The following is a 26110-nucleotide window of genomic DNA, read 5'->3' on the forward strand; positions in this document are numbered from 1 at the left end:
GTGCGGGGCGCGCCCGGCGCGCCCGGTCGGGCGCGGGCGGGCGGCCCGCCCCCCCCCCCGCCCCCCCCCCCCACTACCGGAGCGGCGAGCTTCGTCGACACATCGACCGATGCCGATGAACTGAGCCCTCCCTTTGCCGCAGGCAAGGGGAGGGTTGGGAGGGGGGCTTTTGATTTGCGGGTAAAGCCTCTGCTGAGCATGGCTCGGCACTACCGGAGCGGCGAGCTTCGTCGGCACATCGGCCGATGCCGATGAACTGAGCCCTCCCTTTGCCGCAGGCAAGGGGAGGGTTGGGAGGGGTGCTTTTGATTTGCTGGTAAAGCTCCTGCCAAGCATGGCTCGGCACTACAGTTGACACCGGCTCTTGTGGGAGCGGCGTCAGCCGCGAAGCTGACGATGCATCCGATCTGCCGACTCTGGTTCCTACCAACGGCGGCGCTAGCGGCCAAAGAAAAAGGCGGCCATCGGCCGCCTTTCGGGTATTGCTGGAAACCGCCACGCAGCTCAGCGCGGCGATGCCACCGCACGATCGGAGGAAGCGCCCTTCTTGCCGCCACGTGCTGGAGCCGCATCCTCGGCCATCAGGTTGTCGCTGCCGAAGTCGGTGTCCACGTCCAGCCAGCGCTGCGTCGGCAGGCCGATGGCGCGATCGAGGATGGTCGGCATCATGCCGCTGGGCAGGCTGCTCTCGCCGTTCCACATGATGGCAATGCCAAGGTCGCGTTCCGGCAGCAGCGCGACCAGGCCGCGATAGCCCTGCACCGCTCCGGCGTGGAAGACCACCTGGTGGCCGGAGTAATCGAACACGCGCCAACCCAGTGCATAGCCAGCCGAATCCAGACGCTGGTGACGCCAGCCGGAGCGCATTTCACCCGGCGTGTTCACCAGCGGCGCATGCAGTGTTGCCAGCAACGGCGCCGGCAATACATCCGGACGGTGGCCGGTATGGGCCAGCAGCCACTGCGCCATGTCGCTGGCACTGGCGTTGACGCCAGCAGCCGGTGCCACGCGGTAGTAGGTGGGTTTGGGCGTCAGCGACACCCAGCCGTTGCGGCTGCGCACGTGCGGACGCGCCCAGCGCGAGCTGGCCTGGATACCGGCCAGGCCGAGGCTGGCATCGTTCATGCCCAACGGCTTGAGGATGCGCTTCTCAACGGCCTGCTCGTAGAAGCTGCCCGAGGCCGCAAACACCACATCGCCGACCAGGCTGAAGGCGACGTTCTGATAGGAGTAGCAATCACCCGGGGAGCACTTGAGCGGCGCGGTGGCCAGCTTCTGGGTCAGCGTGTAGTAGTCGGCATTGGCCTCGACATCGCGGTCATAGGCATTGCTGGTAAGGCCGACACGTTGGCTCAGTACATCGGCAACGGTGAGCTTGTCGGTGGCTTCGGGCGTGGCCAGGCGGAAACCGGGAACGTAATCGGTGACCTTGCTGTCCCAGCGCAGGGTGCCATCGTTGACCAGCAGGCCGGCCATGGTGCCGGCGAAGGCCTTGGACAACGACGCCAGGCGGAACACGGTATGCGCGTCCACTTCCTGCGGGTTGCTGATATCGGTGACGCCATAGCCGCGTGCCGACAGCACGCGGCCGTTCTGGACGATGGCCATCGCCATGCCGGGAACGCGGTTGCCGTAGGTCAGTTGTTCGGCCAGTGACTCGATGGCGGCGACATTGAAGTCGGCCGGCAGCGGTTGCACCTGGTCCGGGCGCAGCGCGGTGCGATAGGGCATCGGCTGCGTCGGCGATTGTGCGGGCGCGTTCTCCAGATTCATCGGCAACGCCACGGCAGCCGATGCTTCGGCGGGCAGGGCGGTGGGAGTCTGCGCGGTAGACGACAATGCAAAGGGCATCAACACCCCCAGCAATCCCGATGCCACCGGACGAATGTGCCGGCGCTTGCTCTTGTCTTTCATCGTGATCGGTGCCTGTAAGCTACTGCTGTGGGCGATTCTAGCGCCGCTTTTCACCAATGCACAAACGGGGAGAGAATGAATGGGCATCGCGTTGATATTGCTGATCTTTCTTGTGGTGGTTGTCGCAGTTATGGCGGCAGGTGTGGGGATCTACAATGGGCTGGTGCGGGCCCGTAACGGCTACAGGAATGCGTTTGCGCAGATCGACGTGCAGCTGCAGCGGCGTTTTGACCTGATTCCCAACCTGGTGGAGACCGCCAAGGCCTATATGGGCCATGAGCGGCAGACCCTGGAAGCGGTGATTGCGGCGCGCAGCGCGGCGCAGTCAGGTTTGGCCGCGGCCAAGGCCGATCCGGGCGATCCGGCGGCAATGGCGCAGTTGGCTGCCTCGCAGGGGCAGTTGAATGGCGTGCTGGGCAGGCTGATGGCGGTGGCCGAGGCCTACCCCGAGCTGAAGGCCAACCAGAACATGTTGCAGCTCAGCGAGGAGCTGTCCAGCACCGAGAACAAGGTGGCGTTCGCGCGGCAGGCGTACAACGATGCGGTGATGGGCTACAACAACCGCCGCGAGACCTTCCCCGCCAATATATTTGCCGACATGTTCAATTTCGCCACCGCCGCGCTGCTGGATATTCCGCTGGAGAAGCGCGAGCAGGTGCGCGAGGCGCCCAAGGTGCAGTTCTGAATCTGGCGCTGGCGTAACCGGGGCGCGGGATGAATTTCTTCGAACACCAGGCCCAGGCGCGGCGCAACTCCGGCCGGCTGGTGCTGCTGTTTGCACTGGCGGTGCTGGCCATCGTGCTGATGGTGGACGCGCTGGTGTGGTTGGGCACCGGCAGCATGCGCGGCGTGCTGTGGAGCAGCGTGTTGACGGTGGCGGTGATCGGGCTGGCATCGCTGTACCGGATCAGCTCCCTGCGCGGTGGCGGCGAGGTGGTGGCCGTGCAGATGGGCGGCACGGAAGTGCTTGCCGATACCCGCGATCCGGCACTGCGGCGGCTGCGCAATGTGGTGGAGGAGATCGCCATTGCCTCCGGCGTGCCGATGCCGCGCCTGTATGTGTTGGAGCAGGAGGCGGGCATCAACGCCTTCGCCGCCGGCTATTCGCCCGCCGATGCGGCCATTGCCGTTACCCGCGGCACCTTGCAGCGGCTCAACCGCGATGAGCTGCAGGGCGTGATCGCGCACGAGTTCAGTCACATCCTCAACGGCGATATGCGCTTGAACATCCGCCTGATGGGCGTGCTGTTCGGCATCCTGATGCTCAGCGTGATCGGCAAGCGTGTGTTGCTGCACATGGGCGGCGGCAGCCGCGTGCGCTTCGGTCGCAGTGTCGGGCCGGTATTCCTGCTGATGCTGGTTGGCTTGGCTGGTATCGCCATCGGCAGCATCGGTGTGCTGTTCGGGCGGCTGATCAAGGCGGCGGTATCGCGCCAGCGCGAGATACTTGCGGATGCCTCGGCGGTGCAGTTTACCCGCCAGACGCAGGGCCTTGCGGGAGCCTTGAAGAAGATCGGCGGGCTGGATGATGGCTCGCACCTGGCCGACCGTGCCGGTGCCGAGGAAGTCAGCCATATGCTGTTTGGTGAAGGCCTGCGGCTATCCAGCTGGTTCGCCACCCATCCACCGCTGGTTGAGCGTATCCAACGATTGGAGCCATCGTTCCGTGCCGAGCAGCTGCAGACGCTGCGCGGCAACTGGTTCAGTGCGCCGCCCGATGGGTTGGCCGAAGATCGCGCCTTGGGTCTGGCGGGGCGCGATGCGGCCAGCGTGGATGCGCTGCTGCCGCCGTTGCCGGGCATGCAGCAGATGGCGGTTGATCCAGCGTTGGTGGCAGCGCAGGTGGCGACGCCTGCCGACGACGATTACCAGCAAGCGGTACGGCTGGCGGGCTGCCTACCGCTACAGTTGCGCGGTTTGGCTGGCGACCGTGGCGCCGCCCAGCCGTTGTTGCTGGCGATGTTGCTGGACGCCGATGCATCGGTCGCCGCGCGGCAACGCGAAGCGGTACGCGAGCAACTGGGTGAGCCAATGGCCGATAGCGTGCTGAGCATCGCGGCAGGCCCTTTGCGTGACTTGCACGCGGCACTGCGGCTGCCGCTGGCGGCCTTGGCATTCCCGACCCTGCGCAGCCTGCCGCGCCCGCAGTTGACCGCCTTCATGCGCTGCATCGATGCACTGACCCACGCGGATGGGCGCATCTCCCTGTTCGAGTACTGCCTGTCGCGCTTGTTGCTGGTGCAGGTGCAGGCAGCCTTGGATCCATCGCGTCACCTGCATTTCGGCCGCCGCAAAGCCACTGGCGTGCAGCGTGAGTTCGCCATCCTGCTGTCTGTGGTGGCGCGCGCCGGCAACCCTGGCGATGAGGCTGCTGCACGTCGCGCCTACCTGGCCGGCCTGCAACGCATCCTGCCGCAGGATCATCTGCCATATGCGCCACCCGCAGACGGCGTATTGGCCCTGGATGCGGTGTGGGCGCCGCTGGACTCGATGGACCCGTTGGCCAAGCAGCTGCTGGTGGAGGCGGTGACCGCAACCGTCAGCCACAACCAGCGCATCAATGTTGCCGAAGCCGAGCTGCTGCGGACCATCTGCGCCACCTTGCATTGCCCCTTGCCGGCAATGCTGCAGGTGGCGTGAGAGCGTGCTTGGCTCCCGCCCTTGGCGGCTTGTCTCCCTCCCTTTCGCCAGAGGCGAAGGGGAGGGCCGGGGAGGGGTATGCTTTAGCCTTGGTTTGCTTCGGTCTGACAAGACCTTATCCCCGGGTGCGCTGCGCTTACCCGGGCAACATCACCGAGGGCCGGGCGGTTCGGGGAGGGGGGCTTTTGCCTCTGCGTGTGTCTCCCTGACAACAATCATCAGGCATTACCCAGAATCAACCCAGCCGCCCGCTCCGCGATCATGATGGTCGGCGCATTGGTATTGCCGCTCACCAATGTCGGCATCACCGAGGCATCGATCACCCGCAATCCGCCGATGCCGCGCACCCGCAGCTGCGGATCGACCACGGCCGCGTCATCGCTGCCCATGCGGCAGGTGCCGATCGGGTGGTAGATGGTCTCGGCCTTGGCGCGGATGAAGGCTTCCAGGCCGGCATCGTCCAGGTGCTCATCGGCGGGGAACAGCGGCGCTTTGCGCCACGGCGCAAACGCGGCCTGCTGCAGGATGTCGCGGCTAAGCCGCGCAGCTTCGATCATCATCTTCAGATCGAAGCCTTCGGCATCGCTCAGGTAGTTGGCCTGGATGCGCGCGGGTGCAGCCGGGTCGGCGCTGGCCAGGCTGATGCGGCCACGGCTGCGCGGATGCAGGTAGCAGGCGTGCAGGGTGTAGCCGTCGCCGGGCAGGCGATTGCGGCCATGGTTGTCCAGCATCGCCGGGACGAAATGGAACTGGATGTCGGCGCGCTCGTCCGGTGCGAAACGCGAGCGAACGAAGCCGCCGGCTTCGGCCACATTGCTGGTGCCCGGGCCCCGATGGCCGCGCAGGAAGTAGTTGAGCCCGATCATGATCTCGCTGGCGCGGTCGTAGCTGACGCCGGGCACGCTGCGGTACAGCGTGCAGATATCCAGGTGGTCCTGCAGGTTGGCACCGACGCCGGGTTGGTCAAGCTGGACGTCGATTCCCTGCGCGCGCAGCGCGTCGGCCGGGCCGATGCCGGACAGCATCAACAGTTGTGGCGAGTTGATCGCCCCGGCGCTGAGCAGCACTTCGGCGGCAGCACGGTATTGCTGGCGCTGGTTGCCGACGCGCAGGTGCACGCCGGTTACGCGGCCAGCGTCGACCTGCAGCCGCTCCACCAGCGCGCCGGTGATCACCTGCAGATTGCTGCGCGAACGCACTGGGGCGAGATAGGCGGCCGCAGAAGAACAACGTGCGCCGTCCTTCTGCGTGACCTGGTAAAGCCCAACGCCTTCGTGCTGGACGCCGTTGAAGTCATTGTTATGTGCAAGGCCAGCCTGCTGCCCAGCGGCGATGAAGGCGTGGCTGAGTGGATTGACGTGGCGCAGGTCGGCCACCTGCAGCGGACCATCGGCACCGTGCAGCGCATCGGCGCCGCGCGCATTTCCTTCGCTGTGGCGGAACCAGGGCAGCACGCTGTCCCAGTTCCAACCGCTGGCACCGGCCGCTGCCCAGCGGTCGTAGTCGCCGGGCACTCCGCGCACATAGCACATGGCATTGATCGAGCTGGAGCCGCCCAGCACCTTGCCGCGTGGCCACCACAGGCGACGGTTGCCCAGTGCGGGTTCCGGCTCGGTGTCGTAGCTCCAGTTCACGCGGCGGTTGTTGACCAGCCTCGCGATGCCGGCCGGCATATGGATGAAGGGGTGCCAGTCGCGCGGCCCGGCTTCGATCAGCAGCACCCGTAGCTGCGGGTCGGCACTGAGCCGGTTGGCCAGCACGCAGCCGGCCGAGCCGGCGCCGACGATGATGTAGTCGAATTCCGTTGCAGCTTCGCTCACACGCTTCTCCCTCCCGAGTCCCTCAGGATAGAACGGCGCGTTGTACCGGAGTAAGCCCTGCCGCACTGGCGATGTTGCAGTGCATTAGATAACGTACGCGCTCTGCCGAGTCCCACCGGAGTTGCCCGATGCCGCCGTCCTCTCGCCACCCGCTGCGCCGGGGTGCCGCATGACCGTTTTGCGCGGACCCGGTGCAATGCATCGACTGTTGCTGGCACTGCGTGGCTCGCCACCGCTGTGGTGGTCGTTCCTGTACTTCTTCTGCCTGCTCAGCGGCTACTACGTGTTGCGCCCGGTGCGTGAGGCGATGGCGGCCTCAGCGGACATGGAAGCCTTGTTCCCGCCCGGGTTGATCGCCTGGTTCGCGGCCCATGGCATGCCGCTGAAGGACTTCACCCTGCAGTTCCTGTTCTCCTGTGTGTTTCTGATCATGCTGGTGCTGCAGCCGCTGTACGGCTGGCTGGTCAGCCGCTATCCGCGACGGGTGTTCCTGCCGCTGGTGTATGGCTTCTTCATCATTACCCTGTTCGCGTTCTACGCGATGTTCAGCGCGGGCGTGCCTGGGCGTGGGGCCGCATTCTTCTTTTGGACGACGGTCTTCAACCTGTTCGCGGTGGCGGTGTTCTGGAGCTTCATGGCTGACGTGTTCTCCAACGTGCAGGCGCGCGCGTTCTACGGGTATATCGGCGCAGCGGGTACGGTGGGTGCGTTCCTCGGGCCGATCATCACCAGCTCGCTGGTGCAGCGCGTTGGCATCGCCAACCTGATGCTGGTCTCGGCCGGCTTCCTGTCGATCTGCCTGTTCTGCATCTGGAAGTTGCGCCCCTGGGCGGTGCAGCGCGAACGCGAACAGCAATTGGCCGATGGCGAGCAGCCGATGGGCGGCAGCGTGTTTGACGGGCTGAAGCTGATCGCACGGGAGCCACTGCTGCGCTGGCTGGCCCTGATGGTGATATTCGGGGTAGGCGTGGGCACCATGTTGTACAACGAGCAGGCTTCGATCGTACGGCGCATGATCACCGATCCGGCGGCCAGTACCGCGTTCTATTCACGCATCGACCTGGCGGTGAATGCCTTGACCCTGCTTATCCAGCTGGGCCTTACCCGCTGGTTGCTGTCGCGCTACGGCGTGGCGCCGGCGCTGTTGATTCCGGGGGGCGCGATCATCATCGGCTTCTCGATCGCGGCAGCCTCACCGTTGCCGGTGATGGTGGCGGTGATCCAGGTGCTGACCCGCGCCAGTGAGTTCTCGCTGGGCAAACCTGCCCGCGAGACCATCTATACGCGGGTGGACCGGCAATGGCGTTACAAGGCCGGTGCGGCCATCGACACCGTGGTTTACCGCGGCGCCGACCTGACCTTCGCCTGGGTGCACAAGGGCTTGTCCTTGTTTGGTTCGCAGGCGGTGTTCGTCGGCGGTGCCGCGGTGGCCGTGTTCATGACGCTGTCGGCGCTGGGTGTCTTGCGCGAAGAAAAGAAGCTGCCGCAGGATCGTTGAGTGATTACCCTGCGGCGGGTCGCTGCCGTGCTGCGAGGATGAGATGACGATGAGCGTATTTAGCGTGGGTGCGATGGTGGTGACGCTGCTGGTAGCGGTGTTGCATGTGTACTTCCTGGTGCTGGAGATGTTCCTGTGGACCAAGCCACAGGGCCTGAAGACCTTTCGCAATACGCTGGAGAAGGCACAGACGACGCGGGTGCTGGCGGCGAACCAGGGGCTGTACAACGGCTTCCTCGCTGCCGGCATCATCGCCGGGCTGGTGCTGGCGCAGCCGGTGCTGGTGACGTTCTCGCTGGTCTGTGTGGTGGTGGCCGGCGCCTACGGCGCGTACAGCGTCAGCCCGCGCATCTTCTACGTGCAGGCCGTACCGGCCATCGTGGCGTTGCTGCTACGCGCGCTGTAGTGCCGAGCCGTGCTCGGCAGGGGCGTTACCGATAGATCACCTGTAGTGCCGAGCCATGCTCGGCAGAGGCATTGCCCGTAGAGCCCCCGGCCGAGCATGGCTCGGCCCTACAGAGGGGCATCGCTGGCGATCAGCGGCTGATGTAGCGCGCGAATCCCAGCCACAACGGCACTGCGTACAGCACCGTACCGAGCACGAACAAGGCGGTCAGCAGGTGCACGCGCCAGTCATTGATGCGCAGGAAAACGAATTGCTCGATAGTGCGGCCCAGCCAGAACACGGCCATGAAAGCCAGCACCACGTGCCCCAGCCGGGTATCAAGCAATTCGCGGGTGAACGCCAGCGACAGCGCGCCTATCCCAAGAAACACATAAGCAATGCGCAGGTTGAGTATCTGCATGATCGCGCGGTTGGCAGCGGTTAGCTTTGCCAGCTCGTGCTTCCAGCCGAACAAGCGCCAGAACGCGAGGTGGAACAGGGCAAAGCCCAGACAGTGCAGTCCGCCAAGACGCAGCATCCATTCCGCGGTCTGCATGCGCTAGCCTCCGCTTCGGCTGGGGCGTGGCGATACCCACATCGCGATGATGGCCTGGAATACTTCGGTACCGGCGGCATCGGTGACACTGACCTGCACCGGCAGGTCATAGCCGTGCTCGGCACTGATGATGGGCTGCTGCGGGGTTGCCACCGCCTTCAACATGCCCAGCGCCTTGGCCTGGTACTTCACTTCCATGCCCTTGGGGATCCAGCGCATGTCAGCCGGCAGGCTGGCATCCACCATCACGCCTCCGACCAGCTCGGCAAGATTGCACATCGCGATCGCATGCACCGTGCCGATATGGTTGCTGATGCGGCGGCGCTGGCGAATCACGCCTTCGCAACGACCAGGTTCCAGTGCCGTGATGGTTGGCGAGATGCTGGCGAAGTAAGGCGCCTTGAAGCAGACAGCACGCGAGAACAACCAGTTGCCGGCGGGCCAGCGGGTAAAGCGACGGTATAGCGAGAGCAAGGGAGCAGTCATGGCATGGTGTCCTGATATGAAAACGGCGGGCACATGGCCCGCCGTCGGTACTGCATGTGGGTTGGCTTACGCGGCCTGCTGCGGCTGCGGGCGCTGCTTGCCCGGCAGGTCGTAGTAGCCGGCCGAACGCAGTTCGTGCGGCTCGAAGTCGTCCACGGTGATGGTGTCCATGGTGATCTCGCGCAGTTCTTCCAGCAGCTTGCGCTCGTCCTGGGTGATCACGCCCTCGGCCACCGCTTCGTCCAGCTGGGTGGCGAAGGTCAGCGCTTCGATGCCCTTGGTCTTCAGCGCCTTGATGAACTTGCGTTCCACCGGCTCGGCCATGATCGCCTTGGACAGGTAGCTGTTGATGCGGCCACCCGGGTTGTTCTCGCAGGGGGTCAGGAACACGCCCTGGGCCAGGCGGTCACGCGCTTCGCCCGGTGCCATCAGCGTTGCCGCAACGCGGCGACTCAAGCGATCACCCGGGGCCTCGGCGCGACGGCCGAACGGGAAGATCAGTGCCCACATCAGCCAGCCGATCGGACGGATCGGGAAGTTGCGCAGTGCAGCCGACAGCGATTCTTCGATCTTGTGCACACTGTCGTGGAAGGCCCAGGCCAGCAGCGGCTGGTCAGCGCTCGGTGCGCCTTCGTCGTGGTAACGCTTGAGCATGGCGCTGGTCATGTAGATGTGGCTGAGCACATCACCCAGACGACCAGACAGCGATTCCTTGAACTTGAGCTTGCCGCCGAGCGTCATCATCGAGATGTCAGCCATCAGCGCCAGGTTGGCCGAGTAGCGGTCCAGCTTGCGGAAGTAGCGGCGGGTATAGGCGTCGCCCGGGGCGGCACCGAAGCGCGCGCCGGTCAGGCCGAACCACAGCGAACGCACGGCGTTGGAGATGCCGAAACGGACATGGCCGAACAGCGCCTGGTCGAACTCGCGCAGGCCGGCCTTGCGGTCTTCATCCTGCGCAGCCTTCATTTCCTTCAGCACCCACGGGTGGCAGAGGATGGCGCCCTGGCCGAAGATCAGCAGCGAGCGGGTCATGATGTTGGCACCTTCCACCGTGATGGCGATCGGTGCGGCCTGCCAGCTGCGGCCGGCAAAGTTGCGCGGCCCGAGGATGATGCCCTTGCCGCCGATCACGTCCATCACGTCGGAAATGATTTCGCGGCTCATGTTGGTGCAGTGGTACTTGGCGATCGCAGACGGCACCGACGGCACGTCGCCACGGTCAACAGCAGCGGCGGTAGCCTGCGACAGTGCGCTGATCTTGTAAGCCTTGCCGCCGATGCGCGCCAGTGCTTCTTCCACGCCCTCGAAGCGGCCGACCGACAGGCCGAACTGCTTGCGGATGCGTGCGTAGGCACCGGTCACCACCGCGCCGGCCTTGGCACCGCCGGACGCGGTGGAGGGCAGGGTGATGGAACGGCCAACGGCCAGGCACTCGTTGAGCATGTTCCAGCCCAGGCCGCGCTTCTCGGCGCCGCCGATCAGCTGGGTCAGCGGGATGAACACGTCCTTGCCGCGGATCGGGCCGTTCTGGAAGGTGGAGTTCAGCGGGAAGTGGCGGCGGCCGATCTCCACGCCATCGGTGTCACGCGGCAGCAGTGCCAGGGTGATGCCGATGTCCTTGGTGTCGCCGAGCAGGCCGTCCGGGTCGTACATGCGGAAGGCCATGCCGATCAGGGTCGCGACCGGGGCCAGGGTGATGTAGCGCTTGTCGAAGGTGAGCTTCAGGCCCAGCACTTCCTCGCCCTTCCACATGCCCTTGCAGACGATGCCGAAGTCGGGGATCGAGGTGGCGTCGGAGCCTGCGAACGGGCCGGTCAAGCCGAAGCACGGCACTTCCTGGCCGATGGCAAGGCGCGGCAGGTAGTAATCCTTCTGCTCCTGCGTGCCGTAATGGTTGAGCAGTTCACCCGGGCCCAGTGAGTTGGGCACGCCAACGGTGGAGCTGACCACGCTCGATACCGATGCCAGCTTCTGGATCACCTTGTGGTGGGCCAGCGCACTGAAGCCCAGGCCGCCGTATTCCTTCGGGATGATCATGCCGAAGAACTTGTTCTTCTTGATGAACTCCCACAGCTCCGGCGGCAGGTCCGCGTGTACATGGGTGATCTCGAAGTCGTTGACCATCTTGCACAGTTCTTCCACCGGGCCATCCATGAAGGCCTGTTCTTCGGCGGTGAGCTGCGGCTTTGGATAGTTGAGCAGGATGTTCCAGTCCGGGTCGCCGGTGAACAGCTCGCCTTCAAAGCCAACCGAGCCGGTTTCCAGGGCGATGCGCTCGGTCTTGGACAACGGCGGCAGCACCTTGCGGAACACGCCCATGAACGGTGCGGTGATCAGCGGCTTGCGCAGGAACGGCAGCAGCACCGGCACGCAGATCAGCGCAACGATGGCGGCAGCGACGATGATCGCGGTCTGGTTGACGCCGGCGAACCAGCAGATGGCCAGGGCTGCAACGCTGATGATCGTCCAGACGACGAGCCGCATGCGGTGGTAGGCAACAAAGGCGCCTGCTAGCAGCAGGGCCAGGAAAGGTACGACGATGCTCATGGACGTGCTCCGGTAACGTGCTCGGTTCGGGCGGACGCTGCGGAAGGCAGTGCGTCCAGGTAGTTCAACACAGCGGCGGTAAACGCATTGTTGTCATCGCCGGCCACCATGTGGGTGGCGTGCGGCAAATGGACATGCTGTGCGTGTGGCACCAGCGCCATGAATTCTTCAACGGTCTGTGGCGAGACCAGGTCGCTGCGACCACCGCTTACCAGCAGCAGCGGGCACTGCACCTGCCTTGCTGCGTCTGCGATAACGCCTTGATGCTGCTCGCTGTCGCGCGCCAGTTCGTTGACCAGGCGCGGGTCCCAATGCCAGTTCCAGCGGCCATCCTTGCCTGGGCGCAGCAGCGCACGCAGCGAATCTTCGCTCTTGCGTGGGCGGTGAGGCATATAGGCGGAGATGGTGTCGGCGGCAGCCTGCAGCGAGGCGAAACCGTCCGGGTGCGCGCTCATGAAGGCAAGGATGCGCTCGACACCGCTGGTTTCCCAGCGCGGGGTGATATCCACCAGCACCATTGCCGAGAACAGGCCCGGCCAACGCGCTTCGGCCATCAGGCCGAACAGGCCGCCCATCGAAGCGGCGACCAACACGGGCGGACGCGGCAGCTCGCCAGCGACCACGATCAGGTCATCGGTGAACTGGTCGCCGTGATAAGGCAGATCGTTGGCATTCCAGTCCGAGTCGCCATGGCCACGCGCGTCGTAGCTGAGCGTGGCATGCCCTTCGGCGTTGAGCGCTTCGGCAGCAGCAGTCCATGCGCCGCGGGTCTGGCCAAAGCCATGTGCGAACAGGATGCAGGGCTGTTTTCCGCTGGCTCTGGATGCGCCAAGGCCAGCGCCTTGCGCACCTTCCAGGCGGAGCTCTTCAGGGGATACAGAGATGGGTGTTGGCGTAACCATACCTGATGGTATGGAATGGTCTGAATGACTGTCAATACCTATGAGTATGGAAATGCTGACTGGGAAGGGGGAGGGGGCTTTGCCTGATCAATTATTTGCCAGATTGTCCGGTTTTTTGTTGTCTACATACTGCAACCAGTCCCCGCCGTATGGTTAAATCTGCCCATGAACGATTCTTCAGTTTCCAGCACCGAGTCCCGCAGCACGCGGAACAGCCGCCTGAGCGCGGATGACTGGGCGCAAGCGGCCTTGGACCTGATCGCTGAACAGGGTGTTGGCGCAGTCGCAGTCGAGCCGCTTGCGCGCCGCCTTGGCGTCACCAAGGGCAGCTTCTATTGGCATTTCCCCTCGCGCGACGCGCTGTTGCAAGCGGCCTTGGAGCGCTGGGAAGTTGTGGAACAGCAGCAGGTTTTCGGCAGCCTGGAAGAGGTGCCCGATCCGCGTACGCGGCTGCGCGCGCTGTTCCAGCTGGTCGCCCATGAAGTCACCCCGCACGTGATTTACAGCGAGCTGCTCAAGGCCTTGGACAACCCGATGGTGCGGCCGGTCATCGACCGCGTGTCGCAGCGGCGCATGGAATACCTGATCGCCTCGTTCCGCCAGGCCGGGCTCAGCTCCACGGATGCGCGCCATCGCGCACGGCTGGCCTATGCGGCCTATGTCGGCTTCCTGCAGCTGTCGCTGCAATTGCAGCAGCCCAAGCAGGCCCGCGAAGATTTCGAGGCCTATGTCGAGCATGTGATCGAGGCGTTGATTCCGAACGGCTGAGTCCGGCCGTCAGCGCAGAAACCAGAGAGCCGCTGCGAAGCGGCTTTTTGTTTGCCTGCTGCACATGGCTTGATGGAGCGCCATGTGCAGCAATCCATAAAAGACAACGGCCCCTTTCGGGGCCGTTGTTGCAGAGCGTGATCAGTGGATCGATCAGAACTTCTGCTTGTACTGCATGTACATGTAGCGGCCCGGCAGGTCGTACTGCGGGTCGAACATGTTGTACGAGGTGCTGTAGGAAACCGGCGGATCGCGATCGAACGCATTGTTCAAGCCGACCGAAACGATGGCATTCCACGGGGTGGAGTAACGGACCTGCAAGTCGTTGTAGACCGTGCCGCCCATGTGGTTGCGCAGACGGCCCGGATCCGAGCAGTAGGTGTTGTTCATGTCGGCATCATCGAAGTCACAGGCTTCGGTCAGGCCGGACATGTAACGCATGCCCCAGGTTGCGCCGAAGTTGCCGTGTTCCCAACCCAGGTACAGGTTGGCACGGATACGCCAGTACGGATCCTGGTTGAGGTAGCTACCCTGCAGCGTTTCAAACTCGGAGTCCTTGGTGGCCTGACGCTCCCACTTCGACAGGTAGGTGCCGTCGAAATTGACCGAGAACTGGCCGAACGAGGTTTCCGGCAGGCGATAGCTGGCCGACAGATCCCAGCCTTCAACCTTGTACGCAGCCAGGTTCATCAGCTTCATGCGCACGTTGGTGATGTAGTACGCCTGGTCGGCGTAGTTCGGATCACGTGTGATCAGACCGCAATAGGCTGCTGCTTCGGCGGTCGAGCCGGCGTAGCACTTGTCCAGGATGAACTGTGCTTCCGGGCGCGTGATGGCGTTGTCGATCTTGATCTGCCACCAGTCCAGGCTGACGTTCAAACCTTCGACGAAGCTTGGGCTGTACACAAAGCCCAAGGTCTTGCTCTTGGAGGTTTCTGCCTGCAGCGAAGAATTGGACGCCCAGGTCCACGGGACCAGAGTCTGCTTGGTGCTGGTGCCTGCGCCAGGCTGCTTGAAGTTGGTCGGTACGCCAGCAGCAGCGCAGCGCTGAGCCACGGTCGGGTTGCTGAGCTGCAATGCGCACGGATCGGCGTAGCTTTCAAACGAGTCGCCGTCGCCTGCATACAGGTTGCTGATGCTCGGCGCGCGGAAGCCTTCGCTGTAGTTGCCTCGAACCATCAGGTCGTCGATCGGCTTCCAGCGGAAGCCAAACTTGCTGTTGACGGTGTTACCGAAGTTGCTGTAGTCGGACAGGCGCGTAGCGACGCTGAAGTCCAGCAGCTTGGCACCCGGCAGGTCAGCCAGCACCGGGATCGACAGTTCGACGAAGAACTCGTTCAGATCGTACCCGCCCTTGGTCGGCTTGGCGCCGTTGCCAGTGCTCAGGCCGGCAGCGATGAACGCATCCGGATCGAACTGACCGCTTTCCTCGCGGTACTCGTAACCGGCAGCGAAAGCCAGCGAGCCGGCCGGCAGCTTGACGATCTCACCGCTGATGTTGGCGGTATAGCCCTTGGAGATGACCGAGGACGAATCGTGCGCGGTGAAAGAGGTGTAGTCCAGCGCCGCCTGCGAGATCGAGCCGCGGTCACCCAGCGGATTGATCGGTGTACAGCCAGCAATGACTGCACCACCCTTGGCGGTTACGCAGACGGGCACGCCATCGCGGATCTCCGAGGGGCCGTAGGCGGCCAACAGGTTGGATTTGTTGAACAGGCCGTAGGTCAAGACGTTTTCGTCAGTCTTGTCGTAGCGGTAGCCAACATCCCAATCGAAGTTACGGTCGGCGAATTCAAAGAAGCCTTCAAAGCCACCAAAGAAGTGCCAGTTCTTGACGTTCTGGTTGAACGAACGGCCACCGGTTTCGATGAAGCGACGGTTCACGCTAGTCAAGTCAACGCCGTACGGGTTGTACATGCTGTCCTTGCTCAGTCGCTGACCGGTGACCGGCATGGCGGCGAGCAACTGCTCGGACTTGCGCTCGTTGTACATGGCCTCGGTACGGAACGTCACGTTGTCGGTGACGTTGTAGGTGCCTTGAGCAAACAGCGAAGTACGCTCGTTCGGGGTCAGCAGGTAGTTGTCAGGTGCAGTGTTGTAGCCGTGAACGTTGGCATCGTAAAGAGTTTCGACGCCATTGAGGATCAGGTATCGCTTGCCGTTGCGGATGTACGAACCCGGGAAGCCGGTGCCCGACTGGCCGCTGAAGAACGGCGGGCCACCGGCGGAAATCTTGCGGTCACCCGCCATGACTTCGCCTTCCTTCACGTACGACGCACCGATGGTCACGGTTGCGCGGTCGCTGGTGGTGCCGAGGGTGAAGTCATAGGCCTGACGGTCGCCGTCACCAGCCGAGTACTGACCCACGTAGGCGTTGGCTTCAGCACCTTCGAAGTTCTGCTTGGTGATGATGTTGACAACGCCGGCGATGGCGTCGGAGCCGTAGATCGTCGAGGCGCCGTCCTTCAGCACTTCGATACGCTCGACCATCGACACCGGGATGGTGTTCAGGTCGACGCTGCCGTCCAGGCCGGTGGTCCAACGGCGACCATTGACCAGCACCAGGGTGCGCGAGCTGCCCAGGTTACGCAGGCTGATGCCGGCCGAGCCGTCACCGCCGTTGTTGAAGGTGCGGTTCAGCGCGGCACCGTTGGCGGAAATGCGCTGCAGGATGTCGGCGACCGAGGTGACACCCTGCTTTTCGATGTCCTGGCGCGAGAGCGTCAGTACCGGCTGGGAGGTTTCGATGTCGGCGCTCTTGATGCGCGAACCGGTAACCTCGATGCGATCCAGGTTGGTTGCGCCCTTTTCGGCTTCCTGGGCATAGGCCGTACCGGCCGCGCCAGCACTTGCGACAAGCGCAAGTACAACTGCATCACGCAGCGTGTTGGTCTTGCAAATCATGGGTTCTCTCTCTCTGCCAAGTGGACTTGGTATAGCTGGGATGGCCGCTGGCGGATCCGAAAAGCGGATCCAAAACCATGGGCTTGAGACCGATAGTACTTGCGACTGCAAATAAATTAAAGATTGGTTAATGAAGTTGTGGAATTTATTCCAATTCAGCAAAGTCGAGTCGGCGGAGTTCGCCAAGGCAACTCCCGTATTGGGAGGCGTGTTCGGCGGCTGGGGGCTCGTCAATCGTGAGAAGGGCGCGGAGTCGCTTGTGCTAATTGCTGCAACGCAAAACGCCCCGGCAGGCGGGGCGCTTCTGGACCAGGCTTTGGGAGTTTTACAGATCCTGCTCGTAACGTACGTACGGGATTGCCCCGTCGTCATTGCTTTCGTTACGTGGCGAGAACGGGTTTTTACCGCGGGTGATCACGTTCTCGGCGCCGACCGTGAGCTGGCCGCTCCATGGGGTGCGCCAGGTGATGCCCAGGCCAAGGCCTTCCCATTTGCCGCTGTGGCCGGGCGCGTCGACGACGCGGCCGATCACATTGGCGCTGAAAGCACCATAGCCGCCGCCGACGCTGAGGCTCTTGCTGTCCCACTGGTCGGCAACTGCCGGGGCGGCGTCGGTCAACGGGACCAGACGTGCCTTGGCGTAGGTGCCGCCGATGGAGACGAAGCCTTCGCGGCCGATGTTCTTCTGGCCGAAAACGGTCAGGTCGTTCTGTTCGACCCGCGCTGCGCCGGCTTTGCCGCCGTTCGACAACCAGGCCGGGAGCGTGTCGCGGCCAGTGCCGGCGGTAATGCCGACACGTCCGCCGGGGCGGTTGAACGCGGTGGTGGCGGAGATATGGCGCCCATTGTTGTCGTCGTCATCACCCAGGCTGGCGAGCATGCAATGGCTGGCGAGGCCACCAATACTGCTACCGCCGCTGCCGTTGCAGAGCAGACCAAGCGAGTCGCCGGAGGACAGGCCGAAGGCAGCATCCAGCGAGCTACGACCGAAATTCCAGCGTGCGCCGACGTTCTGGGTGCCGGTGGGTTCCAGATAGAGCAGGGCTTCGACCTTGCCGCTACCGCGGTTCCAGACCGGCAACACAGTGCTGTCCACGGCTCGCGGCTTGCTCTGTGCATGCGCGCCCGTGACCACGCCAAGGGCGATCATCAGGGCAAGCGGTAGGCGGAGTAAGGCGTTCATGGACTCAGTAAGACCCCGTTGGCGCCAGGAAGTTCCCGGCGCCTGAGTTCTCGATCCTATGCGGTTTATGGTTTCTTAACAAGTCTTCGCCCTCCCCAGAACGTAACTCGTTGGACCGTTATTGCAGCCGCTCGGGAGCTGGCTGGTTGGCCGGTGTGGAACTGAACAATACGCCGAATTCTGCTAATGGGAAGTGATATTCCTGGCCGCAGAACTCACAGCGTACTTCGACCTGCCCGGTGGGCTCGGCGGCGGCGCGGGCTTCGGCTTCGCCCAGCGACTGCAGCATGGAACTGACCCGCTCGCGCGAGCAGGAGCAGCCAAAGCTCAGGGCCTTGTCGCCAACCATCTGCGGGTTCTCTTCATGGAACAGGCGGTGCAGCAGCTCGCTGCCCGGCAGGGCCAGCAGCTCGTCGCGGCCGAGAGTGTCAAACAGCGCGCCAGCGCGGACCCAGCCATCCTCGTCACCCTCGTCGCCCGGCAGTTTCTGAAGCAGCAGGCCGGCGGCGTGCTCGCCGTCGCTGGCCAACAGCAGGCGCGTCGGCAGCTGCTCGGAGTGGCGGAAATAGTCCTCGAATGCCTCGTCCAGGCTGTCGCCGCTCAGGGCGACCAGGCTCTGGTAGCGCTGCGGTTCGCGCGGGTCCAGGCCGGGGTTCTCGATGGTGATGGCGAGCAGGGCATCCTCGCCCAATGCCTTCAGCGTGGTCGGGGCGTCTTCGCCGTCGTTCAGCTGGACAATGCCACGCAGGGTGCCGGCCGAGGTGCATTCGCTGAACAATGCGCGCAGGGCGGTGCCGCTGCGCAGCTGAATGGACAGCCGGCCATCCACTTTGGTGTGGCCGGTAAACAGTGCCGAAGCGACGCAGGCCTCGCCCAGCAGGCGCTTTGCGGCGGCCGGGTAGTCGCCATGGGACAGGATTTCGCGCCAGCTCTGGCCCAGCCGGACATGGACGCCACGGACGCCAGCGGCGGGCAGGAGGAAGCGGACGAGGAGGTCGGAGGTGTCGGTCATGGGGCTGGATCTACGCGAGGTGGGGCCGGTGCCGGATAATGCGCCGGACAAAAGGTTTTGCAAGGTGGATATCAATGGGGGCGGAGCAGGCCGAGCTCAAGGTGGAGCAGGGGGCAGGGACGAAAACAGGGCGCCGGAAGCGCTGGTTGCGACGCTTGCTGTGGGCGCCGGTTGCGTTTGTCGTGTTCAGCGTGTTGCAGGTGCTGGTGCTGCGCTTCGTCGACCCGCCGTTTTCAACGGTGATGGTGTTCCGGCAGATGGAGGCGCTGGCGCAGGGGGACTGGAAGTTCCGCATCCGCTACCAATGGCGTGATCTGGACCAGATGGCGCGCAGTGTGCCGATATCCTTGGTGGCCGCCGAGGACCAGCGCTTCCCGGAACACAACGGGTTCGACCTGCAGGCGATCGAGAAGGCGCGCAAGCACAATGAGCGCGGTGGACGCCTGCGCGGTGCCAGTACGATCAGCCAGCAGACCGCCAAGAACGTGTTTCTGTGGCAGGGCCGCAGCTGGCTGCGCAAAGGCCTGGAGGTCTGGTACACGGTGCTGATCGAGGCGCTGTGGCCGAAGCAGCGGATCATCGAGATGTACGCCAACGTGGCTGAGTTTGGCGACGGTATTTACGGCGTGCAGGCGGCATCGCGCTCTTACTGGGGCAAGGACGCCTCGCGTCTGAGTCCTGCGGAGAGCGCGAGGTTGGCGGCGGTGCTGCCGTCGCCGCGGCGCTACAACGCGGCCAAACCCGGACCTTATGTGCAGCGCCGCGCGGCCTGGATCCAACGGCAGGCGCGCCAGCTGGGCGGGGCCGACTATGTCGACGACGGCAATTGATCTGATGGCTGTTGTTAGACTTTGCCAATGAATACGCCAGAACGCCTGACCCTGCTGATTACCGCTTTCAACGAGCAGGACGCGTTGCCGCAGCTGCATCCGCGCCTGTGTGCGCAGCTGCAGGCGCTGGACGGCGATGTTGATGGCCGCATTCTGTATGTGGATGACGGCAGCAGCGATGCGACGTGGGCAGTGATGCAGCAACTGGCGGCGCAGGAACCACGGGTTTCGGCGCTGCGGCTGTCGCGAAATTTCGGCAAGGAAATCGCCTTGACCGCAGGGTTGGACTTCATTGAAGAAGGTGCGGTGATCCTGTTCGATGCCGATGGCCAGGATCCGCCGGAGATGATTCCGCAGTTTGTAGCGTTATGGCGGCAAGGCTATGACGATGTATACGGCACGCGACTGGAGCGTGGCGGTGACGGCTGGCTGAAGCGGTTTACTGCAGCGGCTTTCTACCGGGTGATGGGGCGTTTGTCGAAAACGCCGATTCCGGCCGATACCGGTGATTTCCGCCTGCTTTCGCCGCGCGCGCTGGCCGGCTTGCGGCAGCTGCGTGAGCGCCATCGTTTCATGAAAGGGCTGTTCGGCTGGGTCGGCTATAACCGTGTCGCCCTGCCATATCGGCGCGAGGCGCGCTTGGCTGGCAACAGCAAGTTCGGCTTCTGGAAGCTATGGAACTTCGCACTGGAAGGCATCACCAGCTTCTCCACCGCGCCGTTGCGGGTGGCGACCTATCTGGGTCTGTTCACCGCCGCCGGTGCGTTTGGCTTTGCAGCATGGGTGATCGGCAAGGCCGCACTGTATGGGGACCGGGTTGCTGGCTGGCCGACGATGATGGCGGTGATCCTGTTCCTGGGCGGGGTGCAACTGATCGCGCTGGGTCTGATCGGCGAGTACCTGGGGCGGATGTACATGGAGGCCAAACAGCGGCCCTTGTACCTGGTCGATACCTGGCAGCCGGGGAACGTGGCAGTATCTGCCCCATTCGCCAGCGCAGGAGAACGCCATGCAGACCGTTCGACAGTTGCTAGGGGCCAAGTCCCCTGAGATCCACGCAGTGCCGCCGGATGTGGCGGTGGTGCAGGCGATCCGGCTGATGGCCGAGAAAGGCATCGGCGCTGTGTTGGTGATGGATGGCCGCAAGCTTGTCGGCATCCTTTCCGAGCGTGACTATGCCCGCAAGATCGTGCTGATGGACCGATCTTCGGCAACCACACCGGTGCACGAAATCATGACCGCCGAACTGGTCACAGTGGGGCCCACGGTGACGGTGGAGCAGTGCCTGGAGCTGGTGACCAATCGGCGCATCCGTCATTTGCCGGTGCTGGACGGCGACGAAGTGATGGGGGTGATCTCGATTGGCGACCTGGTCAAGTCGGTGATCGAAGCGCAGCGCCGCGAGTTGGGCCAGCTGCAGCAGTACATCACCGGTACCTGAGTCCATTGCTGTTGGCGGGCGTGGCGCCCGCCTAGGTCTCAATCCTGCCGCGGTCCGTTTTGAAGCTGGCTGGTCGTGTTGCTGTGGGCGGCATTGTACGGTCGATGCCAATGCGGCCAGCATCATTACAGGATTTGTGCGGTCACCGAGACAAAGTGGCAGACGCTGCCAGCGATGACGAACAAGTGCCAGATCGCGTGCGAATAGGGCAGCTGCTCGCGGTGATAGAACACCGTGCCCAGCGTGTAGAACACGCCGCCGCCGAACAGCCAGCTCAAGGTCCAGCCATCCAGCGAGGCCCACATGGGCTTGATCGCGACGATGACCAGCCAGCCCATCGCGATATAGATCGCAGTGGACAGTTTCTTGAAGCGGCCGGTATAGAACAGCTTGAAGATGACGCCGAAGAAGGCCAGCGCCCATATTGCTGAAAACAGTCCCCAGCCCCAGGGGCCGCGCAGGCCGATCAGAGTGAATGGGGTATAGGTGCCGGCGATCAGGATGTAGATCGCGCAGTGGTCGAAGATCTTCAGCCGACCCTTGGCCACCGGGTGCTGGATGGCGTGGTACAGGGTGGAGGCGGTGTACAGCAGCAACAGTGCGACGCCAAAGACAATCGCGCTGGCCAGCTGCCAGCCATCGCCATAGATCGCGGCGAGGGTGATGAGTACAGCGCCGCCAGCCAATGCGCTGACTGCGCCCAGACCGTGGGTGAGGGCGCTGGCGACTTCTTCGCGGATCGATGCAACGGTTGCAGTCATGGCAATGAGGGCGCGGGCTGGGGGGAGGCCCGGTGCCCGCTATCATCACCCCGAACGGCGGCGTGTGCACGCCGCCATCAGACTTAGGCGACCGAAACCGTGTGCGCGGCCTCACGTGTGGCTGAGAAACGCACGTCAGGTGCGCGCTCCTGGGCCAGCTGCAGGTTGACCCGGGTCGGTGCCAGATAGACCAGGTGGCCGGCGGCATCGATGCTGAGGTTGCTGGCGTTCTTCTCGCGGAACTCTTCCAGTTTCTTCGCATTGCTGCAGCTGATCCAACGTGCGGTATTGACCGAGACCGGCTCGAACACCGCTTCCACGCCGTACTCGTCCTTCAGGCGGTAAGCGGCCACGTCGAACTGCAGTACGCCGACCGCACCGAGGATGAGGTCGTTGCTCATCAACGGGCGGAAGAACTGGGTGGCACCTTCTTCCGACAGCTGCGCCAGGCCCTTCTGCAACTGCTTGAGCTTGAGCGGGTCGCGAAGGCGCGCGCGGCGGAACAGTTCCGGGGCGAAGTTGGGGATGCCGGTGAAGGTAACCGCTTCGCCTTCGGTGAAGGTGTCACCGATGGAGATGGTGCCGTGGTTGTGGATGCCGATCACGTCGCCCGGCCACGCCTCGGCGGCGATCTCACGGTCGCTGGCCATGAAGGTCAGTGCGTTGGCCAGCTTCATCTCCTTGCCGGTCCGCACATGGAAGGTCTTCATGCCAGCGGTGAACTTGCCCGAGCACACGCGCATGAAAGCGACACGGTCGCGGTGCTGCGGATCCATGTTGGCCTGGATCTTGAACACGAAGCCGGTCAGCTTGTCTTCCTGCGGGGCGATGTCGCGGCCGGTAGTGGCGCGGGTCTGCGGTGCCGGTGCGTGCTCGACGAAGAAATCGAGCAACGGCTGCACGCCGAAGTTGTTGACGCCCGAGCCGAAGAACACCGGGGTCTGCTTGCCGGCCAGGTAGGCCTCGACGTCGAACGGATGACTGGCGCCCTGCACCAGTTCCAGTTCGTCGCGCAGGTCGGCCAGCATCTTCTCGCCGATCTTCTCGGCCAGGCCGGGGGAATCCAGCGACGGGAAGATGGTCGAATCCTGACGGGTGAAGTTGCGCCCCTGTTCGTACAGATGCACCTCGCCGGTCAGCAGGTGCACCACGCCCTTCAGGCGCTGGCCCATGCCGATCGGCCAGGTCACCGGCGCGCACTGGATGCCGAGCACGGTTTCCACTTCGTCCAGCAGCTCGATCGGGTCCTTGCCCTCGCGGTCGAGCTTGTTGATGAAGGTCATGATCGGGGTGTCGCGCAGGCGGCAGACTTCCATCAGCTTGATGGTGCGTTCTTCCACGCCCTTGGCCACGTCGATCACCATCAGCGCCGAATCCACCGCGGTGAGCACGCGGTAGGTGTCCTCGCCGAAGTCGGCGTGGCCGGGGGTGTCGAGCAGGTTGACGATCTTGCCTTCGTAGGGGAACTGCATCACCGACGAGGTGACCGAGATGCCGCGTTCCTTTTCCAGCGCCATCCAGTCCGAGGTGGCGTGGCGCGCGGCCTTGCGGCCCTTGACCGAGCCAGCCATCTGGATCGCGCCCCCGAACAGCAACAGCTTTTCGGTCAGCGTGGTCTTGCCGGCGTCAGGATGGGAAATGATGGCGAAGGTACGGCGGCGCGTGGCTTCGGTGGCGACTTCGGACATGGCAGGGGCGCCCGCCCGGGCGCATCAGAAACGAATGAACCGGCGATTATACCTGCCGCCGCCCGCGGCTGTGGATCGGCATGGCCGCGGGCGGATCGGTTCAGGTCTGCAGCCAGGGATGGGCGCGCCTACCCAGCCAACGGCGGGCCAAGGCAGAGGCCAGTGCACCCCCCAGCATTGCCACGGACCAGGCAGGCAGCTTCCAGGAAGCTGTCGGTTGCGGGAGCGCCGTTGTCACCAAGGCGATGGGCAGCAGTACCATCAAGGCGATCTGCATGGCGCGCCCAAGACGGCCCTGCAGGGCGAACAGACTGGTCGCATGCAGCCAGAGCAAAGCGCTGATGCAGCACCAGAGCAGTACCAGCAAGTAATTCTTGCCTGCACCCAGCAGCGCCGCAGTCGTTCCCAGCATCAGTACCGCCGGGGCTGCACGCAACAGCATCTGCCGGGCCAGTTGGCTGGCCAAGGCGTTCGCAGGGTGCCGTGGGAGGCCTGGCAGCAGGGCTGGCTCATGCAGGCCAAGTGCGGGGCGGCGCACCAGCGTTTGCAGTCGCATGACTGGCGGAAACGCGGTGACCACCGCCAATAGTGGAATGAACAGCAATGCACTGCCGGCGACGTCCTCCCGGTTCAGCAGCAGCCACAGGATGGCGACGCCGAGGATGGGGAGCTGTGCGCGCAGCCAGCTTTTGGCGGTGTGGCGACCAAAGCCGGGACCAAGTGCTATCGAAAGGGCCTGGTCGGAATGCCGCCGCAGGTCGTGGCCGACTGGAGTGCCTTCGCCGAACGGGGCATGTGCGGAGGTGTCTACGCCTCGGCTCAGGCGGTCCTGACTCAATAGCTGTGCAATCGAGGTGGACCATTGTGTGCTCGCCGGTCGCTGCCGCATCCACCAGCAGAAGCCGGTGATCGTCAGCACGAGGAACGTGGCGGCGCAGGTCAGACTCAATAACGGGGAATTGCCGAGCTGGAACCACGCGTTATCGGTACGTTCCAACAGCCAGTTCAACGCATAGCCCAGCGGTGGCAATACCCATACGATCCAGGGCGGCATGGAGACCCAGGCCAGGCCGAACAGCAGGGCGGTGAGCAGGACCAGCAGGTTGAGTGCAACATGAGTGTCGCCAGCAGCGGCCATCAGCGCTGTTGGTATCAGTACCGCCAGCATCAGGGCGACTAATGCCTGGCGCAACGCCTGCTGCGCAATTTTTGGCAGTCGTAGTCGGGACGCCAGCAAGGTGGTGCCAATCAAGCGACCGCCGCTCAGCATCGCCCAGAACAGCACCATGCAGGCGCACAGCGTCAGATGCAGGGGGAATGGCTTGCTTGCGCCGGTGCCCAGCAGCGGTAGTGCCAGTGCAAGCAGCCAACCGAGGGCAAGCAGGAGGTTTGCCCAGCTGGCGGCTGCAAGTACGGTGCGAAGCGTTGTCCACGGTGGCATCACGGTTCGGGTCTGCGCGGCGGTGTTCATTCGGCGATCTCGATGAACAGGTCTTCAAGCCCCATGCGGTCTGCACGCAATCCGTCTGCCAGCAGGAGTTCGCGTGGCATTGCTTGATCGTCGATCAACAGGCTGAGCGTTCCATCGCTGAGCTGACGGCGCAGCAGTTCACCTGGCAGGCGGGGCGGCAACGTGGCAGCGGCAGCGGCTGGCACCTGCAGGCGGACGATCCGCTCCTTGAGCTCGTCCAAGGACTGGTTGAGTACGATTTCACCGTGGTGGAGCAGGACAACGTGTGAGGCGACGCGCTCAAGGTCGCTGATGATGTGGCTGGAAAACAGTACCGTGGCCTCATTGTCGATGGCCTGTTCGACGATGTCGCGCATCAGCTCGCGGCGCGCGATCGGGTCCAGCACGGATGCAGGTTCATCCAGCACCAGCAGCGCTGGGCGTGGTGCCAGCGCCCGGATCAGCGCCAGACGCTGGGCCTGCCCTGGCGACAGTTTGGCGATGCTTCGGCGTGGATCCAGTTCCCATCGCTTGAGCAGTGTATCGGCGTAGCTGCGGTCCCAGCTGGGGTACAGCTGGCTCAGGTAAGCGAACAACTGGTCGATTTTCATCCATATGAACGACTGCGGCTGCTGCGGGACATAGGCCACGCGCATCTTGCGTGCATCGTCCATGCTGAGCGCGGGGGCGCCCATCACCATTGCCTGGCCGGATTGCGGCTGCAGCAAGCCGAGCATGCAGCCGATCAGGCTGCTTTTGCCTGCGCCGTTGCGGCCGATCAGGCCCAGCACCTGCCCACGCGGCAATTGCAGGCTGACATCGCGCAGTACCGCATGCTTGCCATAGCGCAGCTGCAGCGCGTGTGCTCGCAGCGGCATGCTCAGGTCAAGCGTGGGGGGGGCAGGTAGGGTCATGGCGTTCATGTCGATTCCTTTTCGAGTAGTTGCTGCAGCCGCGTCAGGACGCGGCCGGCGGGAAGTTCCAGTTCCAGGCAATGACGGGCCAGTTCCTGCAGCAATGGCTCGGCCTGTTGCAGGCGTTGGCTGAGGCTGTCGCCACCGGCGCGGCGACTGGCGATTGCCATGCCCTTGCCGCGCAGGCGCTCCAACAGGCCTTCGGTTTCCAATTGGCTGTAAGCGCGGGACACCGTCATCGGGTTGATTGCATGGGCCGATGCCACGTCGCGCACGGAAGGCAGCAGTGTTCCGGCTGGTAATTGTCCGGCGCTGATCATTCGTCGCAGCTGTTCGGCGATCTGTCGGTAGATCGGCTCGGCCGCCTGTGGGGCGATATGTAGTGCTTTTGCATCCATGTGTATCAATACA

The 26110-nt window shown here is 63.9% G+C and carries 22 protein-coding genes; 8 read left to right on the forward strand and 14 right to left on the reverse strand.

Annotated features, from left to right (window positions below; all coding sequences use genetic code 11):
* Positions 1–504: 504 nt before the first annotated feature.
* Positions 505–1914, reverse strand: a complete 1410-nt coding sequence (locus tag ACVOMF_RS11045) for a serine hydrolase domain-containing protein (RefSeq protein ID WP_481509325.1) — start codon at positions 1912–1914, stop codon at positions 505–507.
* 79 nt (positions 1915–1993) lie between these two features.
* Between ACVOMF_RS11045 and ACVOMF_RS11050 the strand changes: the two genes are divergently transcribed.
* Both ACVOMF_RS11050 and ACVOMF_RS11055 read left to right on the forward strand, forming a co-directional pair.
* Complete coding sequence (locus ACVOMF_RS11050; protein WP_481509326.1) at positions 1994–2599, forward strand: LemA family protein; 606 nt, start codon at positions 1994–1996, stop codon at positions 2597–2599.
* A gap of 29 nt (positions 2600–2628) precedes the next feature.
* Positions 2629–4554 (forward strand): M48 family metallopeptidase, encoded by a 1926-nt coding sequence (locus tag ACVOMF_RS11055; protein WP_481509327.1) that lies wholly within the window; start codon positions 2629–2631, stop codon positions 4552–4554.
* A gap of 218 nt (positions 4555–4772) precedes the next feature.
* Here ACVOMF_RS11055 and ACVOMF_RS11060 read toward each other — a convergent pair whose 3' ends face one another.
* Positions 4773–6374 carry a GMC family oxidoreductase gene (locus ACVOMF_RS11060; RefSeq protein ID WP_481509328.1) on the reverse strand — a complete coding sequence of 534 codons (1602 nt, stop codon included), beginning with the start codon at positions 6372–6374 and terminating at the stop codon, positions 4773–4775.
* A 169-nt stretch (positions 6375–6543) separates the two neighbouring features.
* On the opposite strand from ACVOMF_RS11060, the gene ACVOMF_RS11065 reads away from it, so the two are divergent.
* Entirely contained in the window at positions 6544–7872 is a 1329-nt protein-coding gene (locus ACVOMF_RS11065; protein WP_481509329.1) for an NTP/NDP exchange transporter, read from the forward strand.
* 49 nt (positions 7873–7921) lie between these two features.
* Entirely contained in the window at positions 7922–8278 is a 357-nt protein-coding gene (locus ACVOMF_RS11070) for a DUF1304 domain-containing protein (RefSeq protein ID WP_481509330.1), read from the forward strand.
* A gap of 130 nt (positions 8279–8408) precedes the next feature.
* Here ACVOMF_RS11070 and ACVOMF_RS11075 read toward each other — a convergent pair whose 3' ends face one another.
* The 4 genes from ACVOMF_RS11075 to ACVOMF_RS11090 all read right to left on the reverse strand — a co-directional run bounded on the left by ACVOMF_RS11075 (position 8409) and on the right by ACVOMF_RS11090 (position 12748).
* Positions 8409–8813, reverse strand: a complete 405-nt coding sequence (locus tag ACVOMF_RS11075) for a hypothetical protein (protein WP_481509331.1) — start codon at positions 8811–8813, stop codon at positions 8409–8411.
* Between the two features lie 3 nt (positions 8814–8816).
* The gene (locus tag ACVOMF_RS11080) at positions 8817–9299 is read right to left on the reverse strand and encodes a hotdog fold domain-containing protein (protein WP_481509332.1); all 483 of its coding nucleotides are present in this window, start codon (positions 9297–9299) and stop codon (positions 8817–8819) included.
* A gap of 66 nt (positions 9300–9365) precedes the next feature.
* Complete coding sequence (locus ACVOMF_RS11085; protein WP_481509333.1) at positions 9366–11846, reverse strand: acyl-CoA dehydrogenase; 2481 nt, start codon at positions 11844–11846, stop codon at positions 9366–9368.
* Positions 11843–12748 carry an alpha/beta fold hydrolase gene (locus ACVOMF_RS11090; protein WP_481509334.1) on the reverse strand — a complete coding sequence of 302 codons (906 nt, stop codon included), beginning with the start codon at positions 12746–12748 and terminating at the stop codon, positions 11843–11845. Before ACVOMF_RS11090 ends, ACVOMF_RS11085 begins: the two co-directional genes overlap by 4 nt.
* Positions 12749–12913: 165 nt before the next feature.
* Here ACVOMF_RS11090 and ACVOMF_RS11095 point away from each other — a divergent pair, with 165 nt between their 5' ends.
* A complete protein-coding gene (locus ACVOMF_RS11095) occupies positions 12914–13516 on the forward strand; it encodes a TetR/AcrR family transcriptional regulator (protein ID WP_481509335.1) in 603 nt (200 codons plus the stop codon).
* Positions 13517–13669: 153 nt separating this feature from the next.
* Here the strand turns inward: ACVOMF_RS11095 and ACVOMF_RS11100 are convergent, their stop codons facing one another.
* The 3 genes from ACVOMF_RS11100 to hslO form a co-directional block, all read right to left on the reverse strand.
* A complete protein-coding gene (locus tag ACVOMF_RS11100) occupies positions 13670–16420 on the reverse strand; it encodes a TonB-dependent receptor (RefSeq protein WP_481509336.1) in 2751 nt (916 codons plus the stop codon).
* A gap of 325 nt (positions 16421–16745) precedes the next feature.
* Positions 16746–17570, reverse strand: a complete 825-nt coding sequence (locus ACVOMF_RS11105; protein WP_481509355.1) for an XOO1806 family protein — start codon at positions 17568–17570, stop codon at positions 16746–16748.
* 151 nt (positions 17571–17721) lie between these two features.
* Positions 17722–18615: an Hsp33 family molecular chaperone HslO gene (gene hslO, locus ACVOMF_RS11110; protein WP_481509337.1), complete on the reverse strand. Its 894-nt coding sequence runs from the start codon at positions 18613–18615 to the stop codon at positions 17722–17724.
* Between the two features lie 74 nt (positions 18616–18689).
* On the opposite strand from hslO, the gene mtgA reads away from it, so the two are divergent.
* The 3 genes from mtgA to ACVOMF_RS11125 are packed head-to-tail and all read left to right on the forward strand — an operon-like array spanning position 18690 to position 20886.
* Positions 18690–19445 carry a monofunctional biosynthetic peptidoglycan transglycosylase gene (gene mtgA, locus ACVOMF_RS11115; protein ID WP_481509338.1) on the forward strand — a complete coding sequence of 252 codons (756 nt, stop codon included), beginning with the start codon at positions 18690–18692 and terminating at the stop codon, positions 19443–19445.
* Between the two features lie 27 nt (positions 19446–19472).
* Positions 19473–20495: a glycosyltransferase family 2 protein gene (locus ACVOMF_RS11120; RefSeq protein ID WP_481509339.1), complete on the forward strand. Its 1023-nt coding sequence runs from the start codon at positions 19473–19475 to the stop codon at positions 20493–20495.
* Positions 20455–20886, forward strand: a complete 432-nt coding sequence (locus ACVOMF_RS11125) for a CBS domain-containing protein (RefSeq protein ID WP_481509340.1) — start codon at positions 20455–20457, stop codon at positions 20884–20886. The genes ACVOMF_RS11120 and ACVOMF_RS11125 overlap by 41 nt, the downstream gene beginning before the upstream one ends.
* Positions 20887–21011: 125 nt before the next feature.
* Here ACVOMF_RS11125 and trhA read toward each other — a convergent pair whose 3' ends face one another.
* The 5 genes from trhA to ACVOMF_RS11150 all read right to left on the reverse strand — a co-directional run bounded on the left by trhA (position 21012) and on the right by ACVOMF_RS11150 (position 26097).
* Positions 21012–21647, reverse strand: a complete 636-nt coding sequence (gene trhA, locus ACVOMF_RS11130) for a PAQR family membrane homeostasis protein TrhA (RefSeq protein WP_481509341.1) — start codon at positions 21645–21647, stop codon at positions 21012–21014.
* An 83-nt stretch (positions 21648–21730) separates the two neighbouring features.
* Complete coding sequence (locus ACVOMF_RS11135) at positions 21731–23335, reverse strand: peptide chain release factor 3 (protein WP_481509342.1); 1605 nt, start codon at positions 23333–23335, stop codon at positions 21731–21733.
* A gap of 100 nt (positions 23336–23435) precedes the next feature.
* Positions 23436–24806 carry a hypothetical protein gene (locus ACVOMF_RS11140; RefSeq protein ID WP_481509343.1) on the reverse strand — a complete coding sequence of 457 codons (1371 nt, stop codon included), beginning with the start codon at positions 24804–24806 and terminating at the stop codon, positions 23436–23438.
* Positions 24803–25708: an ABC transporter ATP-binding protein gene (locus ACVOMF_RS11145; RefSeq protein ID WP_481509344.1), complete on the reverse strand. Its 906-nt coding sequence runs from the start codon at positions 25706–25708 to the stop codon at positions 24803–24805. Before ACVOMF_RS11145 ends, ACVOMF_RS11140 begins: the two co-directional genes overlap by 4 nt.
* Positions 25705–26097, reverse strand: a complete 393-nt coding sequence (locus tag ACVOMF_RS11150) for a GntR family transcriptional regulator (protein WP_481509345.1) — start codon at positions 26095–26097, stop codon at positions 25705–25707. The genes ACVOMF_RS11145 and ACVOMF_RS11150 overlap by 4 nt, the downstream gene beginning before the upstream one ends.
* Between the last annotated feature and the right edge of the window lie 13 nt (positions 26098–26110).

Source organism: Stenotrophomonas sp. STEN022 (assembly GCF_056760155.1).

What these genes read in the sequence shown, in the direction of transcription:
- ACVOMF_RS11045 (WP_481509325.1), bottom strand. Translation starts at nt 1,914, where the DNA reads ATGAAAGACAAGAGCAAGCGCCGGCACATTCGTCCGGTGGCATCGGGA.
- ACVOMF_RS11050 (WP_481509326.1), top strand. Translation starts at nt 1,994, where the DNA reads ATGGGCATCGCGTTGATATTGCTGATCTTTCTTGTGGTGGTTGTCGCA.
- ACVOMF_RS11055 (WP_481509327.1), top strand. Translation starts at nt 2,629, where the DNA reads ATGAATTTCTTCGAACACCAGGCCCAGGCGCGGCGCAACTCCGGCCGG.
- ACVOMF_RS11065 (WP_481509329.1), top strand. Translation starts at nt 6,544, where the DNA reads ATGACCGTTTTGCGCGGACCCGGTGCAATGCATCGACTGTTGCTGGCA.
- ACVOMF_RS11070 (WP_481509330.1), top strand. Translation starts at nt 7,922, where the DNA reads ATGAGCGTATTTAGCGTGGGTGCGATGGTGGTGACGCTGCTGGTAGCG.
- ACVOMF_RS11075 (WP_481509331.1), bottom strand. Translation starts at nt 8,813, where the DNA reads ATGCAGACCGCGGAATGGATGCTGCGTCTTGGCGGACTGCACTGTCTG.
- ACVOMF_RS11080 (WP_481509332.1), bottom strand. Translation starts at nt 9,299, where the DNA reads ATGACTGCTCCCTTGCTCTCGCTATACCGTCGCTTTACCCGCTGGCCC.
- ACVOMF_RS11085 (WP_481509333.1), bottom strand. Translation starts at nt 11,846, where the DNA reads ATGAGCATCGTCGTACCTTTCCTGGCCCTGCTGCTAGCAGGCGCCTTT.
- ACVOMF_RS11090 (WP_481509334.1), bottom strand. Translation starts at nt 12,748, where the DNA reads ATGGTTACGCCAACACCCATCTCTGTATCCCCTGAAGAGCTCCGCCTG.
- ACVOMF_RS11095 (WP_481509335.1), top strand. Translation starts at nt 12,914, where the DNA reads ATGAACGATTCTTCAGTTTCCAGCACCGAGTCCCGCAGCACGCGGAAC.
- ACVOMF_RS11100 (WP_481509336.1), bottom strand. Translation starts at nt 16,420, where the DNA reads ATGATTTGCAAGACCAACACGCTGCGTGATGCAGTTGTACTTGCGCTT.
- ACVOMF_RS11105 (WP_481509355.1), bottom strand. Translation starts at nt 17,570, where the DNA reads ATGATCGCCCTTGGCGTGGTCACGGGCGCGCATGCACAGAGCAAGCCG.
- hslO (WP_481509337.1), bottom strand. Translation starts at nt 18,615, where the DNA reads ATGACCGACACCTCCGACCTCCTCGTCCGCTTCCTCCTGCCCGCCGCT.
- mtgA (WP_481509338.1), top strand. Translation starts at nt 18,690, where the DNA reads ATGGGGGCGGAGCAGGCCGAGCTCAAGGTGGAGCAGGGGGCAGGGACG.
- ACVOMF_RS11120 (WP_481509339.1), top strand. Translation starts at nt 19,473, where the DNA reads ATGAATACGCCAGAACGCCTGACCCTGCTGATTACCGCTTTCAACGAG.
- ACVOMF_RS11125 (WP_481509340.1), top strand. Translation starts at nt 20,455, where the DNA reads ATGCAGACCGTTCGACAGTTGCTAGGGGCCAAGTCCCCTGAGATCCAC.
- trhA (WP_481509341.1), bottom strand. Translation starts at nt 21,647, where the DNA reads ATGACTGCAACCGTTGCATCGATCCGCGAAGAAGTCGCCAGCGCCCTC.
- ACVOMF_RS11135 (WP_481509342.1), bottom strand. Translation starts at nt 23,335, where the DNA reads ATGTCCGAAGTCGCCACCGAAGCCACGCGCCGCCGTACCTTCGCCATC.
- ACVOMF_RS11140 (WP_481509343.1), bottom strand. Translation starts at nt 24,806, where the DNA reads ATGAACACCGCCGCGCAGACCCGAACCGTGATGCCACCGTGGACAACG.
- ACVOMF_RS11145 (WP_481509344.1), bottom strand. Translation starts at nt 25,708, where the DNA reads ATGAACGCCATGACCCTACCTGCCCCCCCCACGCTTGACCTGAGCATG.
- ACVOMF_RS11150 (WP_481509345.1), bottom strand. Translation starts at nt 26,097, where the DNA reads ATGGATGCAAAAGCACTACATATCGCCCCACAGGCGGCCGAGCCGATC.